Genomic DNA, 19,099 nt, shown 5'->3' on the forward strand with positions numbered 1-19,099 from the left:
AGAAGAAGCATTAGCTAATGAACTGGCAGCTAAATTCTACCTAGACTGGGGGAAAAAAAGAGTTGCTGCTGGCTATATGGAAGAAGCCTACTATTGCTACGCCCGTTGGGGAGCAAAGACTAAAACAAACCAACTAGAAACACTATACCCCCAACTCCTCAACCCCATCCTGAAAACAAGAGAACATGATTATTTCCACAATAGTCTTACCTCCACTCAAACCTTAGATACAGTAACTACCACAACTGTTTTTCTAGACTATGCCTCTGCTATCAAAGCCTCCAGAGCTATTTCCGAAGAAATAGAACTTGATGCCTTGCTTTCTAAATTAATACAGATTCTAATTGAGAATGCCGGAGCTAACAAAGGAGTCTTATTATTAAACAACTCTAACAATTGGGAAATTGTCGCTCAATTCAATAACGAGACTTGTTACCTATCCACTACTCCTGTAGCTGAAACTAAAACCATACCTAACAGCATCATCAACACTATTAAACGAACTCAAGAGACTCTGCTACTCAACAACCTAGAACAAAATAATACTTTCAGTACTGACCCCTACTTGATCAAACAAAAACCCAAAAGTATTCTGTGCATTCCCATTCTCAACCAAGGAAAACTCATTGGCATCCTTTACCTAGAAAACCATCTCACTACAGAAGCATTTTCACCAGAGCGCCTAGAAGTTCTCAATCTCTTGACTACCCAAGCAGCCATCTCTATCGAAAACGCCAAACTTTACCAGCAGTTAGAAGTTAAAGTTGAGCAAAGAACTCAAAACTTGCAACAAACCCTACAAAAATTGCAGCAGACTCAAGCTCAACTTATTCAAACTGAAAAAATGTCTTCTTTAGGGCAAATGGTGGCCGGAATTGCCCATGAAATTAACAATCCCATTACCTTTATCTCAGGTAATATCACTCACGCTCGCGAATATTTCCAGGAATTACTAGAGCTGCTCGAGCTCTACGAGGAAAACTCTTTCCCTCCCACTGCTGCTACACAAGAGAAATTACAAGAGATAGACCGAGAATTCTTATGTGAGGATTTAGAAAAAGTATTTGATTCCATGGAAACAAGAAGCGATCGCATCAGCAAAATCATTCTGGGTTTGCGGAACTTCTCGCGCCTTGACGAACAAGGTATGAAGCGCGTAGATATCCATGAAGGATTAGAGAATACTTTAATGATTTTGCAACATCGCCTCAGAGGTAATGGCTCCCGCCCAGATATTGCCATAGTGAAAAACTATGGTCAACTACCCCTGATCAACTGTTACGCCAGTCAACTTAATCAAGTGTTTCTACAGATTCTCACCAATGCTATTGATGCTTTAATTACCTCCGAGGCGCAGTATTGTCCTAAAATTAAAATTGATAGCGAAATGCTAGACTCGCAAACAGCAAGGATTCGCATTGCTGACAACGGGCTAGGAATGAGTGAGAGAATTTGCCAGTCAATCTTTGACCCCTTCTTTACTACTAAACCAATTGGTCAAGGAACAGGACTGGGATTGTCTATTAGTTACCAAATAGTAACAGAAAAGCATGGAGGACAATTACAATGTATTTCTCAACCGGAAAAAGGTACTGAATTTATGATAGATATTCCAATTTAACCTGGTCATTGTTATTAGTGATATCTGAGCAAAAACCTGAAATTTACCTAAATCAAATCCGAACATTATAAGTAATATGCTTAATCTTCCCAACTACAACATAAGTGAAAATTTATACCAAGGGACACGCACTTTAGTCTATCGTGGCCAACGGAACTGGGACAAGAAACCAGTAATTATCAAAGTCTTACGGAATAATCATCCTAATTTCAATGAATTAGTTCAATTCCGCAACCAATACATTATCACCCGTCACCTGAAACATCCAGCAATTGTTCAACCTCTAGCCCTCCTAGAACACTATGGCAAAGGTTATGCCCTAGTTATGGAAGACTTAGGAGCGATCGCTTTGTCTGATTATTGGCAAAACTCAGAGGGAACTTTCAGCAATTTTCTCCACATTGGTATACAACTAGCAGAAGCTCTCCACTATCTGAGTGTACAACGTATTATCCACAAAGATATTAAACCCGCCAATATTCTCATCCACCCTGAAACTAGACAAGTTCAACTCATTGACTTCAGTATTTCCAGCATATTACCTACTGAACAACAACAACTGCTCAATCCCAAGGTTCTAGAAGGAACTCTAAGCTACATTTCCCCAGAGCAAACAGGACGGATGAATCGAGGGATTGATTATCGCACAGATTTTTATTCTCTAGGTGTGACATTTTTTCAACTCCTAACTCGAAAATTACCCTTTACTACTAAAGATCCTATGAAGTTAGTGCATTGTCATATTGCTCAGAAAGCCAAATTTCCAGTAGCAACTCAAGTACCGGAAATGTTGCAAGAAATAGTGCTGAAATTAATGGGCAAAAATCCGGAAGAGAGGTATCAGGGTGCTTTAGGATTGAAGCATGATTTACAACAATGTCTACAACAGTTAGAAACTATAGGAGAAATTACATCATTTGAGTTGGGACAAAGGGATGTAAGCGATCGCTTTATTATTCCTGACAAACTCTACGGACGGGAAATGGAAGCTCAAACCCTACTTGATGCTTTTGAGCGCGTCACGGGTGGTGCAACAGAAATGATGCTAGTAGCAGGATTTTCCGGGATTGGCAAAACGGCTGTTGTGAATGAAGTTCATAAACCCATAGTTAAGCAAAGAGGCTATTTCATCAAAGGAAAATACGACCAATTCAATCGCAATATTCCCTTCTCTGCTGTTTTGCAAGCCTTCCGAGACTTAATGACACAACTACTGAGTGAGTCGGATACAGAATTGATAAATTGGAAAACCAAGATACTCAACGCCTTAGGAGAAAATGCTCAAGTCATTATTGAAGTAATACCAGAACTAGAAAAGATTATCGGTACTCAACCAGCAGTTACCGAACTATCAGGCAGTGCTGCTCAAAACCGTTTTAACTTACTATTTCAAAAATTTATTGCTGTATTTACTGCTGCGGAACATCCAGTAGTAATGTTTTTAGATGACTTACAATGGGCAGACTCAGCATCATTGAACTTGATGAAAGTATTGATGACTGGTGGAGAAACTAAATATTTACTGCTTCTGGGAGCATATCGGGATAACGAAGTGTATCCATCTCATCCATTAATTTTGAGCCTAGGAGAGTTAAAAAAAGAGCAGGCAGTTATTTCCAAAATCACTTTACCACCATTAGCTGTTGATAGCATAAATCAATTGGTAGCAGACACCTTGAACTGTACTCAAGAATTAGCTCGACCTTTTACTGAATTAGTTTATCAAAAAACTCAAGGCAACCCGTTTTTTACAACACAGTTTTTGAAGGGATTACATGAAGATGAACTGATTAAGTTTAATCTGAGGTTAGGGTATTGGGAATGCGACTTGATGCAGGTACGGAATGCAGCCATTACAGATGATGTGGTGGAATTTGTGGCGGGGCGGTTGCAAAAGTTGGCAGTAGAAACGCAGGAGATATTAAAGTTGGCTGCTTGTATAGGGAATCAGTTTGACTTAGAGACATTAGCAGTGGTGTGTGAGAAACCAGAAGCAGATGTCGCGACAGATATTTGGGGAGCATTGCAAGAGGGCTTGATTTTACCTCTTAGTGAGGCGTATAAATTTTTCCATGGTGATTTCAAAGAGACAAGGGAAGAGATGGTTACAGTTGGTTATCGTTTCTTACATGACCGATTGCAACAAGCTGCTTATTCTCTAATTCCTGATAAACAACAACAGCAAACTCATTTGCGAATTGGGAGGTCGCTGATGCAAAAAATGCAACAAGCTTCTGAAACAGACTATCTTTTTGCTGTACTAAATCATTTAAATAAGAGTTCTGAGTTGATAACAGATGATAACGAAAGGCGATCATTGATTGAGATTAATCTTATGGGTTGCGAACGCGCTAAAGCTTCTACCGCTTACGATATTGCTGAAGGCTATGCAACCAAAGCAATAGAAATGCTAAATCCAGAAAGCTGGAAAACAGATTATGAACTCACAATAAATCTCTATGAATCTGCTGCTGAAGTAGCTTATCTAAGTACAGCATTCGAGCGTTCGGAACAACTTATCAATGAAATATTGCACAATTCAGAACGTATGATTGACTGCATCAAATCTTATGAATTAAGAGTGCAGGTTTATATTGCCAAAGACAAACAACTGCAAGCAATTGAAGCTGGTTTGCATGCGTTAAAAAAACTTGGTGTTGCCTTAGTACAGCGAACGGACTGGAAAGAAAATATTCCTATATTACCAGATCCATACAGCTTAACAAGTTATCCTAAGATGACGAATCCATCCTACCTAGCAGCACTGCGAATTCTCATCATCATTACACCACCTACCCATCACGTTAAGCCCGAACTATTTCCAGCCGTAGTGCTAACGATGGTTGAATTGTGTCAACAAAGAGGATTTTCCTATCTAACAGCTTATGCCTATGGCATTTATGGACTTTTCCTAGAGGCACTGGTTAACGATCGGGAAACTGCACACTGCTCCGGAAAACTTTCGCTCTTACTTCTAGAAAAGTTCCCCGCCCGTAAACTGCGAACCAAAATTAATATGCTGTTTGCAGTATTTGTTTGCGCCTGTAAAGACTCAGGAAAAACAACACTACCTCTCCTTAAACAAGGTATTGAGGTTGGATTAGATATTGGTGATATCGAATATGTCAGCTATTGCATCATGGCTTATTTCTCTCATCTGTTTATTTTGGGTATTCCTATTGAACAATTTTATGACGCTCAAAAAAACTATTTTTCAGTTATAGAGAATCTTAAGCAAGAACATTGTATTGAATATTCCCAACTGTGGTTCCAAGTAACAGATGAAGTGACAGGTGTAGAGCAAAATCAGACAGAGAAGAAATCCAAACTTGCCCATTTTGAAGCAACTAATAATCACCAATGTTTGTTTGCCTTTCACCTGACACAATTAATTGCCTGTTATATATTTGAACGTTATGATTTTGCGAATGAACACGCAATTCAAGCTGTTGCAAGTCAAGAAGCAGCATTTGGAATTTTGCTAACTGCTGCCCACAATTTTTATTATTCCCTTGCTTTGTTATCTAAGTTTAAATCTACACAGAATGAAATTCATCGCCATGCTTTACTCAACCAGGTAGATATCAATCAGATAAAGTTACGTCAGTTATCCGAATATGCACCAAGCAATTATTTACATAAATTCAACCTAGTTTCTGCAGAATATAATCACTTGCTAAATGATAAAATCAAAGCAATTGAGTTCTATGATCGCGCCATTGCCGGAGCTAAAGAAAACGAATATATCCAAGAAGAAGCCCTTGCTAACGAACTTGCAGCCAAATTCTACCTAGACTGGGGCAAAGAAAAAGTTGCAGCAGGCTATATGCAAGAAGCTTACTATTGTTATGCTCGGTGGGGAGCCAAAGCCAAAACTGACGACCTAGAAAAGCGCTATCCCGAATTACTCCAACCTATTTTCCAGCAACAAGTCCAATCTACTAATTTATTTGATACTCTGACAAGTATTGCTCAACCCAAACTGTCAATTCATTCCTCTCAAACAGCAACTTACTCCTCTACAACAGGTATCAATACTACTCTCGATTTTGCTTCGGTGTTGAAATCTTCTCAGGCGCTTTCAGAAATTATTCAACTCGATCGACTGCTCCATCAATTGAGCCAGATTATTCTGGAAAATTCCGGTGGTGATCGCTGCTTTATTCTCATACCTGATGATAATAGCTCTTGGCAGCTCAGAGCTACTGCTACCACAGATAGCACCGAATTGTGTGCCAAACCGCTAGTAGACAATTCTAGCTTACCAGTTAAACTCATCCAATACGTTAAAAATACCAAAGAAGTGTTAGTTATTAATAACCTTGACACCGACTTGCCAATTTTTGATGAATACCTTAACCAAAATCAACCCCAAAGTCTTTTGTGTTTACCGATGTTAAATCAGGGAAAATCGGTGGGCATTCTGTATGTACAAAATCAACTTACCAGTGGGATTTTTACCCGAGAGCGTACTCTCATACTCAACTTTCTTTGTAACCAAGCTGCCATTTCAATTAAAAATGCTCAACTGCATCAGAAGTCAGAATTATCGCTACAACAAGTTAAACAATCGCAAAACTTACTCAGAAAAGTTATTGATACAATTCCACAAGTCATTTTCTGGAAGGACAGAAACTCCAATTATTTAGGGTGCAACCAAAAATTTGCCACAATGCTAGGTCTCAATTCTCCGGAAAACATTGTGGGTAAAACTGATTACGATCTGGCTTGTAATCAAGAGGAGGCTGATTCATTTCGAGAATATGACCGCCGTGTTATGGAATCTAACCAAGCTGAATTACACATTATTGAAACACAAAGGCAGATTGATGGTACAACACGGTGGCTAGATACAAACAAAATTCCACTGTGTGATGAAACTGGAGAGGTATACGGCATATTAGGTAGTTATGAGGATATTAGCCATCACATACAACTAGAACAAGAACAAAAACGTCTCACTGCTATTTTAGAAGCGACTTCTGATTATGTTGGCATGGCAGATACTGAAGGTAATGTACTATGGATGAATGCTGAATTTAAGAAACTATGCCCAGAGTTACATAGTGCAGGAAACTCATTTAAACTCACACAAAGCCATCCCCAGTGGGCTAATGAAATAATTTTCAATCAAGGTATTCCTACAGCAGCTCGTCATGGAACTTGGTTTGGGGAAACAGCGGTTATAGATTCACAAGGACGAGAAATTCCAGTTTCCCAAATTATTATTGCTCACAAATCTACTGATGGAGTGCCAGAATATTTTTCGACTATCATGCGAGATATTAGTCAGCTCAAGGCAACCGAAACTACCCTAATAGAAAAATCTCAAGCTCTGGAACAAGCACTGCAAGACCTACAAAAAACACAATTGCAAATAGTGCAAAGTGAGAAAATGTCAGCATTAGGCAACTTAATGGCAGGAGTTGCCCATGAAATTAATAATCCCACAGGCTTTTTAGAAGGTAATATTCAACCAGCGACAGAATATGTGCAAGATTTACTGGGGTTAATTGATTTATATCAATCAGAATATCCTCAACCAACAGAAGTAATAGCAGAAGAAATTGAAGCAATAGAACTAGAATTTATCCGTGAAGATTTACCAAAATTGCTAGAGTCGATGAATGTGGGAGTAGGGCGAATTCGTAATATTAGTAGTAGTTTACGAACTTTTGCTCGCAAAGATCAGGAACATAAGACAACATTTAATATCCATCAAGGAATTGATAGCACATTACTAATTCTCAAACATCGCACCAAAGCTAACGAAAAACGTCCAGAAATCGAAATTGTGAGAAAGTATGGAGATGTGCCCCAGGTGGAATGTTTTCCGGGGCAATTGAATCAGGTATTTATGAATATTTTAGCAAATGCGATAGATGCTTTTGAGGAAGCCAATATGGGTAAAACATTGGCAGAGATTAAGGAAAATCCAAATCGGATTACAGTTCATACTTCTGTAGTTGGGGACAATCAAGTGGAGATTAAGATAGAAGACAATGGTAGTGGAATGAAGCAAAAGACTAAAGAGCGAATATTTGAACAGGGTTTTACAACAAAAGGAGTAGGGAAAGGTACAGGGTTAGGGATGGCGATCGCTTATCAAATCATGACGGAGAAACACGGCGGTAAGATTATCTGTGATTCTACAGTTGGGCAAGGTACAATATTTACCATCACCCTACCGATGGCCTAGAATCAGGCATTAATCATATTTTCAGGAATAGTTGTGAAGCTCTAGGGATGAAAAAAAAACTATGTGTTGAACAATACCAATAAAAATTCAAGCAGATTTTGAGGGAGTTAAATTTTATTAAACTCTAGGTAAAAATGTAGTAAAATCAAAGTAATTATCTTTTCTGAATTTTCCTGGAGATGATGAAGCTTAATTTACCTACATATCAAGAAACAAATCAAATATATACCGGAACACGCACCTTAGTCTATCGAGCTATCCGAGACACCCCTCGCGAACCAGTAATTATCAAAATCTTACGCAACTCCCACCCCAGTTTCAATGAATTAGTCCAATTCCGCAACCAATACATCATCACTCGTCACCTAGAACATCCAGCCATTGTTAAACCTCTAGCCCTAGAACGTTATGGTAATGGCTATGCTCTAATTATGCCAGACTTAGGAGCTATCCCCCTCTCTAAGTATTGGCAAAACTCAGATCAAAGTCTGACAAATTTCCTCCACATTGCTATTCAACTAGCAGAAGTTCTCCACTATCTGAGCCAACAACAGATTATTCACAAAGACATTAAACCTAGTAATATAGTTATCCACCCAGAAACTAGCCAAGTTCAACTTATTGACTTCAGCATCTCCGGTTTATTACCTACTGAACAACAACAACTGGTTAACCCCAATGTTTGGGAAGGAACCCTCGCCTACATCTCTCCCGAACAAACTGGACGGATGAATCGAGGTATTGACTACCGCACTGACTTCTATTCTCTAGGTGTAACCTTCTTTGAACTATTAACTGGCAAATTACCCTTTGAAAGTAGTGATCCGATAGAATTAGTGCATTGTCATATTGCTCAGAAAGCAAAATTTCCAAGAGAAACTCAAATACCAGAACTATTACAAGAAATAGTCCTCAAGTTGATGAGGAAAAATGCCGAAGAACGTTATCAGAGTGCTTTAGGCTTGAAGCACGATTTACAACAATGTCAGCAACAGTTAGAAACTAAAGGGAAAATTACATCATTTGGGTTAGGAATGCGGGATAACAGCGATCGCTTCCTGATACCTGAAAAACTCTACGGTAGAGAGCAGGAAGTAAACATTCTACTTGATGCTTTCGAGAGAGTGACAGCAGGGCAAACAGAAATGATGTTAGTCGCAGGATTTTCTGGGATTGGTAAAACTGCTGTTGTGAATGAAGTTCATAAACCCATAGTCAGGGAAAGGGGATATTTCATCAAAGGAAAATATGACCAATTCAATCGCAATATACCCTTTAGTGCCTTTGTCTCAGCTTTCCGAGATTTAATGAGTCAATTATTAGGAGAATCTGATACAAATTTAGCCAATTGGAAAGAAAAAATCCTCTCAGTTGTGGGAGATAATGGTCAAGTTCTCATAGACGTAATTCCTGAACTGGAACTAATTATAGGCAAACAACCACCAGCAAGCGAGCTATCAGGTAGTGCAGTTCAAAATCGTTTTCATCTATTATTTAGTAAATTTGTGAGTATTTTTACCACTGCAGACCATCCCTTAGTAATATTCTTAGATGATTTACAGTGGGCAGATTCTGCATCATTGAACTTACTGAAAGTATTAATTATTGAATCAGAAACAGGTTATTTATTAATATTAGGAGCTTATCGAGATAATGAAATTTTTCCAGCTCATCCATTGATGCTCACCCTTGATGAAATCAAAAAGCAAGATGCAAATATTAATACTATTACCTTAACTCCCTTAGACAAAAAAGATATTACAAAGTTAGTTGCCGATACATTACTTTGTTCAACGGAAATTGCTACACCGTTGTCTGAATTAGTCGCTCAAAAAACAGGAGGAAATCCATTTTTTACGACTCAATTTTTGAAAGGTTTGCATCAGGAAAACTTGCTCAAATTGAATGGGGAACAGGGATATTGGCAATGTAATTTAAGTCAGATACAGCAATTAGCTCTGACGGATGATGTAGTGGAATTCATGGTAGGACGTTTACAGAAACTACCGGAAGCTACTCAAAATGTATTGAAGTTAGCAGCTTGTCTGGGGAACCGTTTTGACTTGGCAATATTGACGGTAGTGTGCGAAAAAACTCAAGAGGAAGTGGCAACAGATTTATGGGGAGCATTACAAGAAGGTTTTGTAATTCCTGAAACTCAAACCTATAAGTTTTTCCAGGGATACCAAGAACAAGAACTAGAAAAGATTTCAGTTAATTATCGCTTTTTGCACGACAGGGTGCAACAAGCAGCCTACTCATTAATTTCTGCTGCTCAAAAACCAGCTACCCATTACCATATTGGTCAACTGATGCTAACAAACCTTTACCAAACAGAACAGGATGAGAGACTTTTTGATATTGTTAACCATCTCAACTTTGGCCAATCTCTGATAAATGATAAAAGGGAGCAAGAGAAACTAGCACAACTAAACTTATCCGCTGGTCAAAAAGCTACATCTGCTACAGCTTATCAAGCTGCAATTGAGTATTTAGAAACAGGTATTAGCTTACTAGAAAAAGATGCCTGGGTTAATCAATATAACTTGAGTTTAAGTCTGTATCGTCATCTGGCAGCAGCTCAGTTAAGTCATGCCAAATATGAGGAATTGGAGATGACAATTGCCATGGCTTTAGAATGGGTGAGTTCTCCTATAGATCTGGTAGATTTTTATGTTATTCAAGTCGGTCAATTTTCTCTACAAGGTAAATATGAAGAAGCAATTCAGGCAGGTTTGATGGGATTAAAAAAACTGGGAATTGAGATTGATACCAATAATCTGACTAAGCAAGTTGAGTTAGAATTTGCTTCTATTAATCAGAGTTTAACAGAACGATCCATCTGCTCACTATTAGATTTACCAACAACAGTTGAACCACTTATTCAAGCAACGATTAAATTGCTAATTTGTCTAGATCAACCAACATATATCACCTCCAAAATTGAACTTTACAGTTTTGTCTCTATAAGAGCAGCTTGCCTTTCAATTAAACATGGAAATATTCCTGATTCAATCAAGGCTTATGTCAACTATGGATTACTTCTAGTGCTTCAAGGGCAGTATCAAAGGAGTTATGAGTTTGCAGATTTAGCTATGCAACTCAGTTACAAACTCAATAGTAAATCCCACAGGAGTCATGCTGGATTCTTGCTTGCAGCTTGGATTCACCCTTGGGCAAAACCAATAAAAGGAGCAGCAGATTTAAATTATGAAAGCTTTCTAGCAGGATTGGAGTCTGGAGAAATTCAATATGCTGCTTATAACTTATTCGGTAATATTTTCAATCGATTATTCCAAGGAGAAAATTTAGCAGCAGTTGCCCTGGATATAGAAAAATATGAGTTAGTGGCAGATAAAGTCCAGAATGAGCTTGTTCAAGTAGCACTTGCAACAGCCAAAATTTTTGTTACCAAACTCTGCCTAGAGCAAGAGACAGAAAAAGGCAATGATGCAATGATTGAAGTTGAACAAACAATCACTCGTATAGAAGCATCCCAAATCTGGGTTTCAGTTTGTCTGTATTACATTCTGAGAATGCACCTTTCCTGTTTAACAGGAAACTTTGAGGTCGGTTTAAATTATCTAATCAAAGCAAAACAGATTATTAATTATATCCAAGGCTTTACAACCTCTAGTTGTTACTATTATTATAGTTCTCTAATTTTACTCAATTTGTATTCTGGTATGTCTGAAGAAGAACAGAATAATGCTTGGCAGCAAATAGAATCAAATCAGCAGCAGCTAAAAATTTGGTCAGATAGCTGTTCAGAAAACTTTCTACATAAGTATCTTTTAGTTGAGGCAGAACAATGTCGGTGTCTGGATAAAAAGTTAGAAGCAATCGAGCTATATGATCGCGCTATAGCAGAAGCTCAAGCTAACGAACATATCCAAGAAGAAGCTTTAGCAAACGAACTGGCAGCCAAATTTTACCTAGACTGGGGTAAGGAAAAATTGGTTGTAGAATATATGGAATCAGCTTACTATTGCTATGCTCAATGGGGAGCAAAGGCTAAAATCCAGCAGCTCGAAACAAAATATCCCCAATTCCTTAGCCCCATCTTAGAAAAAAGAGAAACTGGTAATTCCCACAACAATTTCACCTCAACTCAATCCTCAGATACCGTTACTACAACAAATGTTTTCCTAGATCATGCCTCTGCTATCAAAGCTTCCCAAGCTATCTCTGAGGAAATTGAATTGAACTCTTTGGTATGTAAATTAATGCAGATTCTCATCAAGAATGCTGGAGCTAACAAGGGAATATTACTGTTAAATTACTCCGATCATTGGGAAATTGTCACTCAATGCGATTGTGAAGTTTGTCACTTATGCACTATTTCCCTAGAGCAAACTGAAGATCTACCCCATACAATTATTAATACCATTAAACGGACACAAGAGACCTTAATCATTAACAACTTTGAACAAGACAATAACTTCACAACTGATCCCTACTTTATTCAAAAACAACCTAACAGTATTCTCTGTACTCCCATTCTCAACCAAGGAAAATTGATTGGTATCCTCTACCTGGAAAATAACTTCACCAGAGAAGCTTTCACTCCAGAACGCATAGAAGTTATCAATCTGCTTACCGCCCAGGCAGCCATCTCTATTGAAAACGCTAGATTTTACCACCAGCTAGAAGTTAAAGTTGAGCAGAGAACCCAACACTTGCAACAAACTCTGGAAAAATTGCAGCAAACTCAAAATCAACTCATCCAAACTGAAAAAATGTCTTCTTTGGGTCAAATGGTGGCCGGAATTGCTCACGAAATCAACGATCCCATCACCTTTATTTCCGGTGATATCACTCACGCTCGCGGTTATTTCCAGGACTTATTAGAACTACTCAACCTCTACCAACAAGACTCCTCTCCTACCAGTGCTATCATAGAAGACAAATTAGAAGAGATAGAGTTAGAATTCTTATGTGATGATTTAGAACAAATATTTGATTCTATGGCAACAGGAAGCGAGCGTATCAGCAAAATTATTCTCGGTTTACGCAACTTCTCCCGTCTGGAGGAATCAGAAAGAAAACAGGTAGATATTCATGAAGGGTTAGAGAATACTTTAATGATGTTGCAACATCGTCTCAGAGGTAATGGCTCCTGCTCAGATATTGCTATAGTTAAAAACTATGGTCAACTTCCCCCAGTCAACTGCTACCCCAGTCAACTCAATCAAGTGTTTCTGTCTATTCTCACCAACGCTATTGATGCTTTAACTACCTCCGAAGGGCAAGATTGTCCGGAAATTAGTATTACCACTCAAATGCAGAACAAGGATAATATCAAGATTTGCATTGCTGACAATGGGCCAGGAATGAGTGAGACTGTTCAGCAACGTATTTTTGATCCCTTTTTTACGACTAAACCAGTTGGTCAAGGTACTGGACTGGGGCTATCTATTAGTTACCAAATAGTCACAGAACAGCACGGAGGACAATTGCAGTGTATTTCTCAACCGGAAAAAGGTACTGAATTTATCATAGATATTCCCATTAGACATCCCCGATAATGCAGAAATAATCAATTATTTTCCCCTCCTAGGAGGGGTTAGGGGTGGGTCCCCTACTCCCTACTCCCTATTTTCCGGAGAGGTATATTTAACTCTGACCAAAATATTCCCAAAAACTTGAACTTAACCTAAATTAAATCCGCCTAATATGAATAACACTATTATACTTAACCTTTCCGACTGCTACCTAAACGAAAACTTATACCAAGGAACACGCACTCTAGTGTATCGTAGCCAGCGTATTTGTGACAAGAAACCAGTCATTATCAAAATCTTACGCAACCCCCACCCCAGTTTCAATGAATTAGTCCAATTCCGCAATCAATACATCATCACTTGTAACCTGAAACATCCAGCAATTGTTAAACCTCTAGCCCTAGAACGCTATGGTAATGGCTATGCTCTAATTATGCCAGATGAAGGGGCGATAGCTCTTTCCGACTATTGGCAAAACTCACAGCCAAACCTGAAAAATTTCCTCAAGATCGCCATCCAGCTAGCAGAAGTTCTCCAGTATCTGAGCCAACAAAGGATCATCCACAAAGATATTAAACCTAGTAATATACTGATCCACCCCGAAACTAACCAAGTCCAACTCATTGACTTTAGCATCTCCAGTTTATTACCTACCGAACAACAACAACTGCTCAACCCCAATGTTCTGGAAGGAACCCTCGCCTACATCTCTCCCGAACAAACCGGACGGATGAATCGAGGTATTGACTACCGCACTGACTTCTATTCTCTGGGAGTAACATTCTTTGAACTATTAACTGGAAAATTACCCTTTGAAAGTACTGATCCGATAGAATTAGTGCATTGTCATATTGCTCAGAAAGCGAAGTTTCCAATAGAAATTAAAATACCAGAACTGTTACAAGAAATAGTCATCAAGTTGATGAGCAAAAATGCCGAAGACCGTTATCAAAGTGCCTTGGGCTTGAAGCACGATTTACAACAATGCCTACAACAGTTAGAAACTACAGGAGAAATTACATTCTTTGATTTGGGAGCAAGGGATATGAGCGATCGCTTCATTATTCCTGAAAAACTCTACGGCAGGGAAACCGAAGTCAAAAAGCTAATTGATGCTTTTGAAAGAGTGACAACAGGCCAAACAGAAATGATGTTAGTCGCAGGATTTTCCGGGATTGGCAAAACGGCTGTTGTGAATGAAGTTCATAAACCCATAGTTAAGCAAAGAGGCTATTTCATCAAAGGAAAATACGACCAATTCAATCGCAATATTCCCTTCTCTGCTGTTTTGCAAGCCTTCCGAGACTTAATGACACAACTACTGAGTGAGTCGGATACAGAATTGATAAATTGGAAAACCAAGATACTCAACGCCTTAGGAGAAAATGCTCAAGTCATTATTGAAGTAATACCAGAACTAGAAAAGATTATCGGTACTCAACCAGCAGTTACCGAACTATCAGGCAGTGCTGCTCAAAACCGTTTTAACTTACTATTTCAAAAATTTATTGCTGTATTTACTGCTGCGGAACATCCAGTAGTAATGTTTTTAGATGATTTACAATGGGCAGACTCAGCATCGCTGAACCTGATAAAAGTTTTAATGGGTAGCACAGAAGGTGGATATTTATTACTGCTGGGAGCCTATCGTGATAATGAAGTATTTCCAGCTCATCCTTTGATGTTGAGTTTAGGTGAACTAGAGAAAAATCAAGCGATTATTTCCACTATAACCTTGGAGCCATTAGCTCCAGATCACATTAATCAATTAGTTGCAGATACTCTGAGTTGTAGTCAAAAATTAGCTCTACCCCTGACTAAATTAGTGTATCAAAAAACCCAAGGCAACCCGTTTTTTACCACACAGTTTTTGAAGGGATTACAGGTTGATGAGTTGATGAGATTTAATCAGGAGTTGGGTTATTGGGAATGCGATATGGTGAAAGTGCATGATGCAGCACTGACAGATGATGTAGTTGAATTTATGGCCAAACGCTTACAGAAATTGACAGTAGGAGCGCAGAAAGTGTTGAAGTTAGCTGCGTGTATTGGGAACCAATTTGACTTAGAGACGTTGACAGTAGTGTGTGAGGAATCCCAAGATGAGGTAGCTACAAATATTTGGGGAGCATTAAAAGAAGGGTTAATTCTACCTATGAGTGAGGCTTACAAGTTTTTCCAGGGTAGTGAAAAAGAGACCCCAAATCATACGGTAACAGTGAATTATCGTTTCTTACATGACCGAGTGCAACAGGCTGCTTATTTTTTGATTCCAGAAGAGGAAAAACAAACAACCCATTATCACATCGGACAATTGTTGCTAGAACAGATCCCCCCAGAAGCAAGAGTAGACAACATCTTTGAGATAGTGAATCAATTAAATTATGGAAAAGGCTTAATTACCCAACAAAAAGAAAGGGATGAATTAGCCAATCTCAACTTAATTGCTTGTCGCAAAGCCAGAGCTGCCACCGCCTATCAAGGGGGTCGTGAATATGCTAGCACAGGATTATCCTTGCTGGGAGAGAACCTATGGACACGTCAATATGAAACGAGTCTAGAATTTCATAACTTAACGGCGGAGTTGGCTTCACTCTGTGGTGATTTTGAGGCCATGGAACAGTACATTAAAATAGTGATCGAACAGGCACATACTTTATTAGAACAGGTGAATGTTTACCGAATTAGAATTCAATCTAATGTTTCTCGAAGTCAACCGACTCAGGCTATTGCCATTGCCCAAGAATTCTTACAAAAGCTAGGTATTATCTTGCCACATAAGCCTACACAGGACGATATTAAACAAGAAATTGCAGAAGTGGAAACACTAATTGGAGACAGAGAAATTGAAGAATTGATTCACCTCCCTCAGATGACAGATGTTGAAAAAATCGCTATTGTCAAGATCGCTAACAGTATCATCCCAGCGGCTTCCATGTCTGCTTCTCCCTTATTTCCCTTAATAGTTTTATTGTCGGTTAAGCTATCAATTCAATATGGAAACATATCAGTTTCAGCTTTTGCTTATGCTTGCTATGGAATCATTGCTTGTAATATGAAACAAGATGTGGATACTGGGGTCAAATTTGGTCACTTAGCACTTGAGGTCGTTTCCCAAATGGATGCTAAAGCTGTCAAATCTCAGGTATTATGTGTGTTAGGATATTTCATATTACACCGTCAATCTCACATCAAAACAACGCTATCAGTTCTGAAAGATGGTTATGGAGTCGGGCGAGAAGTGGGAAAATTAGAAGATGCAGGATATAATGCTCAAACCATTTGCTACCATTCTTTTTGGTGTGGTCAGCCCCTTGTAACTTTGGAGCAGGAAACTCGTACTTACTGCCATGCCTTAGTGCAATTGAATCAATTGACAACAGCCACTAGGTGCCGAATCCATTGGCAATCTATGTTGAATTTGCTAGGAGTTGCAGAAAATCCAACGATTTTGTCTGGAGAAGCTTTCCAAGAAACTGAGTCTATACAATTGCTCGAAGACCGTCAATTTGTTGCATTGTATTTCTTCTATATATATAAGCTGATGCTTGGCTACTTGTTTGAAGAAATTGAATCTGCTCAAAACCAGGCAATTGAAGTCAGACCCTATTTAGTGGCAGGTGTGGGACTTATTGGTGAACCTGTATTTTATTTCTATGATTCTTTGATTGCTTTAGCTGCTTTGACTTCAAAATCGCAGTCAATATCAGAAATATTCCCACAAGTAGAAGCCAACCAAGCACAAATACAACAGCATTGGGCCAAATACGCTCCCATGAATCATCAACACAAAGTTGATTTGGTAGCAGCAGAAATTTGCCGAATTAAGGGGCAAAAAGCAGAAGCCATAGAACTATACGATCAGGCTATTTCTGGAGCCAAAGCCAACGAATATATCCAAGAAGAAGCCCTTGCCAATGAACTAGCAGCAAAATTCTACCTTGAGTGGGGCAAAAACAGAGTCGCTGCTGACTATATGATTGAAGCCTACTACTGTTATGCTCGTTGGGGGGCAGAGGCTAAAACCAACCAGCTCGAAACCAAATATCCCCAACTCCTCAACTCCATCTTGGAAATAAGAGAAACTGGTAATTCTCACAACAATTTCACCTCAAATCAACCCTCAGATACAGTCACTAGCATAACCTTTTTGCTAGATCATGAATCTGCAATCAAAGCCTCCAGAGCTATCTCCGAAGAAATCGAACTTGATGCGTTGCTGTCTAAGTTAATGCAGATTCTAATCGAGAATGCAGGAGCTAACAAAGGAGTCTTATTGTTAAATAACTCTGATAATTGGGAAATTGTTGCTCAATGCAATAATAAAACTTGTGACATTAGCATTATTTCCCTGGATCAAACAAAAACTGTACCTAGCAGCATCATCAACACTGTAAAACGAACTCAAGAGACACTGCTACTCAACAACCTTGAAGAAAACAACACCTTGACTGCTGATACTTATTTCCTCAAACAACAACCCAAAAGTATTCTTTGCATTCCCATTCTCAACCAAGGAAAACTCATAGGCATCCTCTACTTAGAAAACCATCTCACCACAGAAGCTTTTACTCAAGAGCGTATCGAAGTACTCAATCTACTTACCGCCCAAGCAGCAATATCCATCCAAAACGCCAGACTTTACCAACATCTAGAAGACTATAGCCATAACCTAGAAGTTCAAGTTCAACAGAGAACCCAGCAACTCCAAGAAAATAACCAACACTTGCAACAAACCTTGCAACAATTGCAGCAGACACAAGCTCAACTCATCCAAACCGAAAAAATGTCTTCTTTAGGTCAAATGGTGGCAGGAATTGCCCATGAAATCAATAATCCCATTACCTTTATTTCAAGTAATATCACTCACGCTCGTGGATATGTCGAGGACTTACTCGACGTCCTCAACCTTTACCAGGACTCATCCGCTCCCAGTGCTGCTATAAAAGAAAAATTAGAAGAGATAGACCTAGAATTCTTGTGTGATGATATAGAAAAAATCTTTGATTCCATGCAAACAGGTGGCGATCGCATCAGCCAAATTATTCTCGGTTTACGCAACTTCTCCCGTCTCGACGAATCTGAAAAAAAGCAAGTAGATATCCATGAAGGATTAGAGAATACCTTAATGATTTTGCAGCATCGCCTCAGAGGTAATAGTTCCCGCCCTGATATTGCCATAGTTAAAAATTATGGTCAACTAGCACCAATTAACTGTTATGCCAGTCAACTCAATCAAGTGTTTCTACAGATTATCACTAACGCCATTGATGCTTTAACTACCTATGAAGGGCAAGATTGTCCTAACATTAGTATTACCACTCAAATGCAGAACCAGGAAAGTATCAGGATTTTCATTACTGACAATGGGCCAGGAATGAGTCAAACTACTCAGGAACGTATTTTTGACCCCTTCTTCACAACCAAACCGGTTGGTCAAGGAACAGGGCTAGGGTTGTCTATTAGTTACCAAATAATTACAGAACAGCACGGAGGACAATTACAGTGTATTTCCCAATCGGAAAAAGGTACTGAATTTATCATAGATATTCCAATTTAACCTAGTCATTATCATTAGACTTCTCCGGAAAAGAGGGAGTAGGGAGCAGGGAGTAGGGAGCAGGGAGTAGGGAACCCACTCCTAAACCCTCCCAGGAGGGGAAAGAATTGATTATTTATTCGCTATAATTGATTTGATTTTTGATTATCAGAGATGTCTATTATATCATGTCCGGTTGAATAGTTATAAATAAATGAGGGAGGAGTCAGGAGTCA

General features: G+C 38.9%; 4 protein-coding genes. All 4 read left to right on the forward strand.

Annotation, left to right across the window (positions count from 1 at the left end; translation table 11 throughout):
• The coding region (locus ACP6PL_RS16655) for a GAF domain-containing sensor histidine kinase (RefSeq protein WP_426546383.1) at positions 1 to 1,621 on the forward strand (1,621 nt) is incomplete at its 5' end.
• Between the two features lie 76 nt (positions 1,622 to 1,697).
• Positions 1,698 to 7,820 carry an AAA family ATPase gene (locus ACP6PL_RS16660; RefSeq protein WP_426546384.1) on the forward strand — a complete coding sequence of 2,041 codons (6,123 nt, stop codon included), beginning with the start codon at positions 1,698 to 1,700 and terminating at the stop codon, positions 7,818 to 7,820.
• Positions 7,821 to 7,999: 179 nt separating this feature from the next.
• Positions 8,000 to 13,348: a trifunctional serine/threonine-protein kinase/ATP-binding protein/sensor histidine kinase gene (locus ACP6PL_RS16665; protein ID WP_426546385.1), complete on the forward strand. Its 5,349-nt coding sequence runs from the start codon at positions 8,000 to 8,002 to the stop codon at positions 13,346 to 13,348.
• 148 nt (positions 13,349 to 13,496) lie between these two features.
• The gene (locus ACP6PL_RS16670; RefSeq protein ID WP_426546386.1) at positions 13,497 to 18,884 is read left to right on the forward strand and encodes an AAA family ATPase; all 5,388 of its coding nucleotides are present in this window, start codon (positions 13,497 to 13,499) and stop codon (positions 18,882 to 18,884) included.
• Positions 18,885 to 19,099: the final 215 nt, after the last annotated feature.

The organism is Dapis purpurea BLCC-M126 (genome assembly GCF_050015975.1).
Lineage (GTDB): Bacteria > Cyanobacteriota > Cyanobacteriia > Cyanobacteriales > Microcoleaceae > Trichodesmium.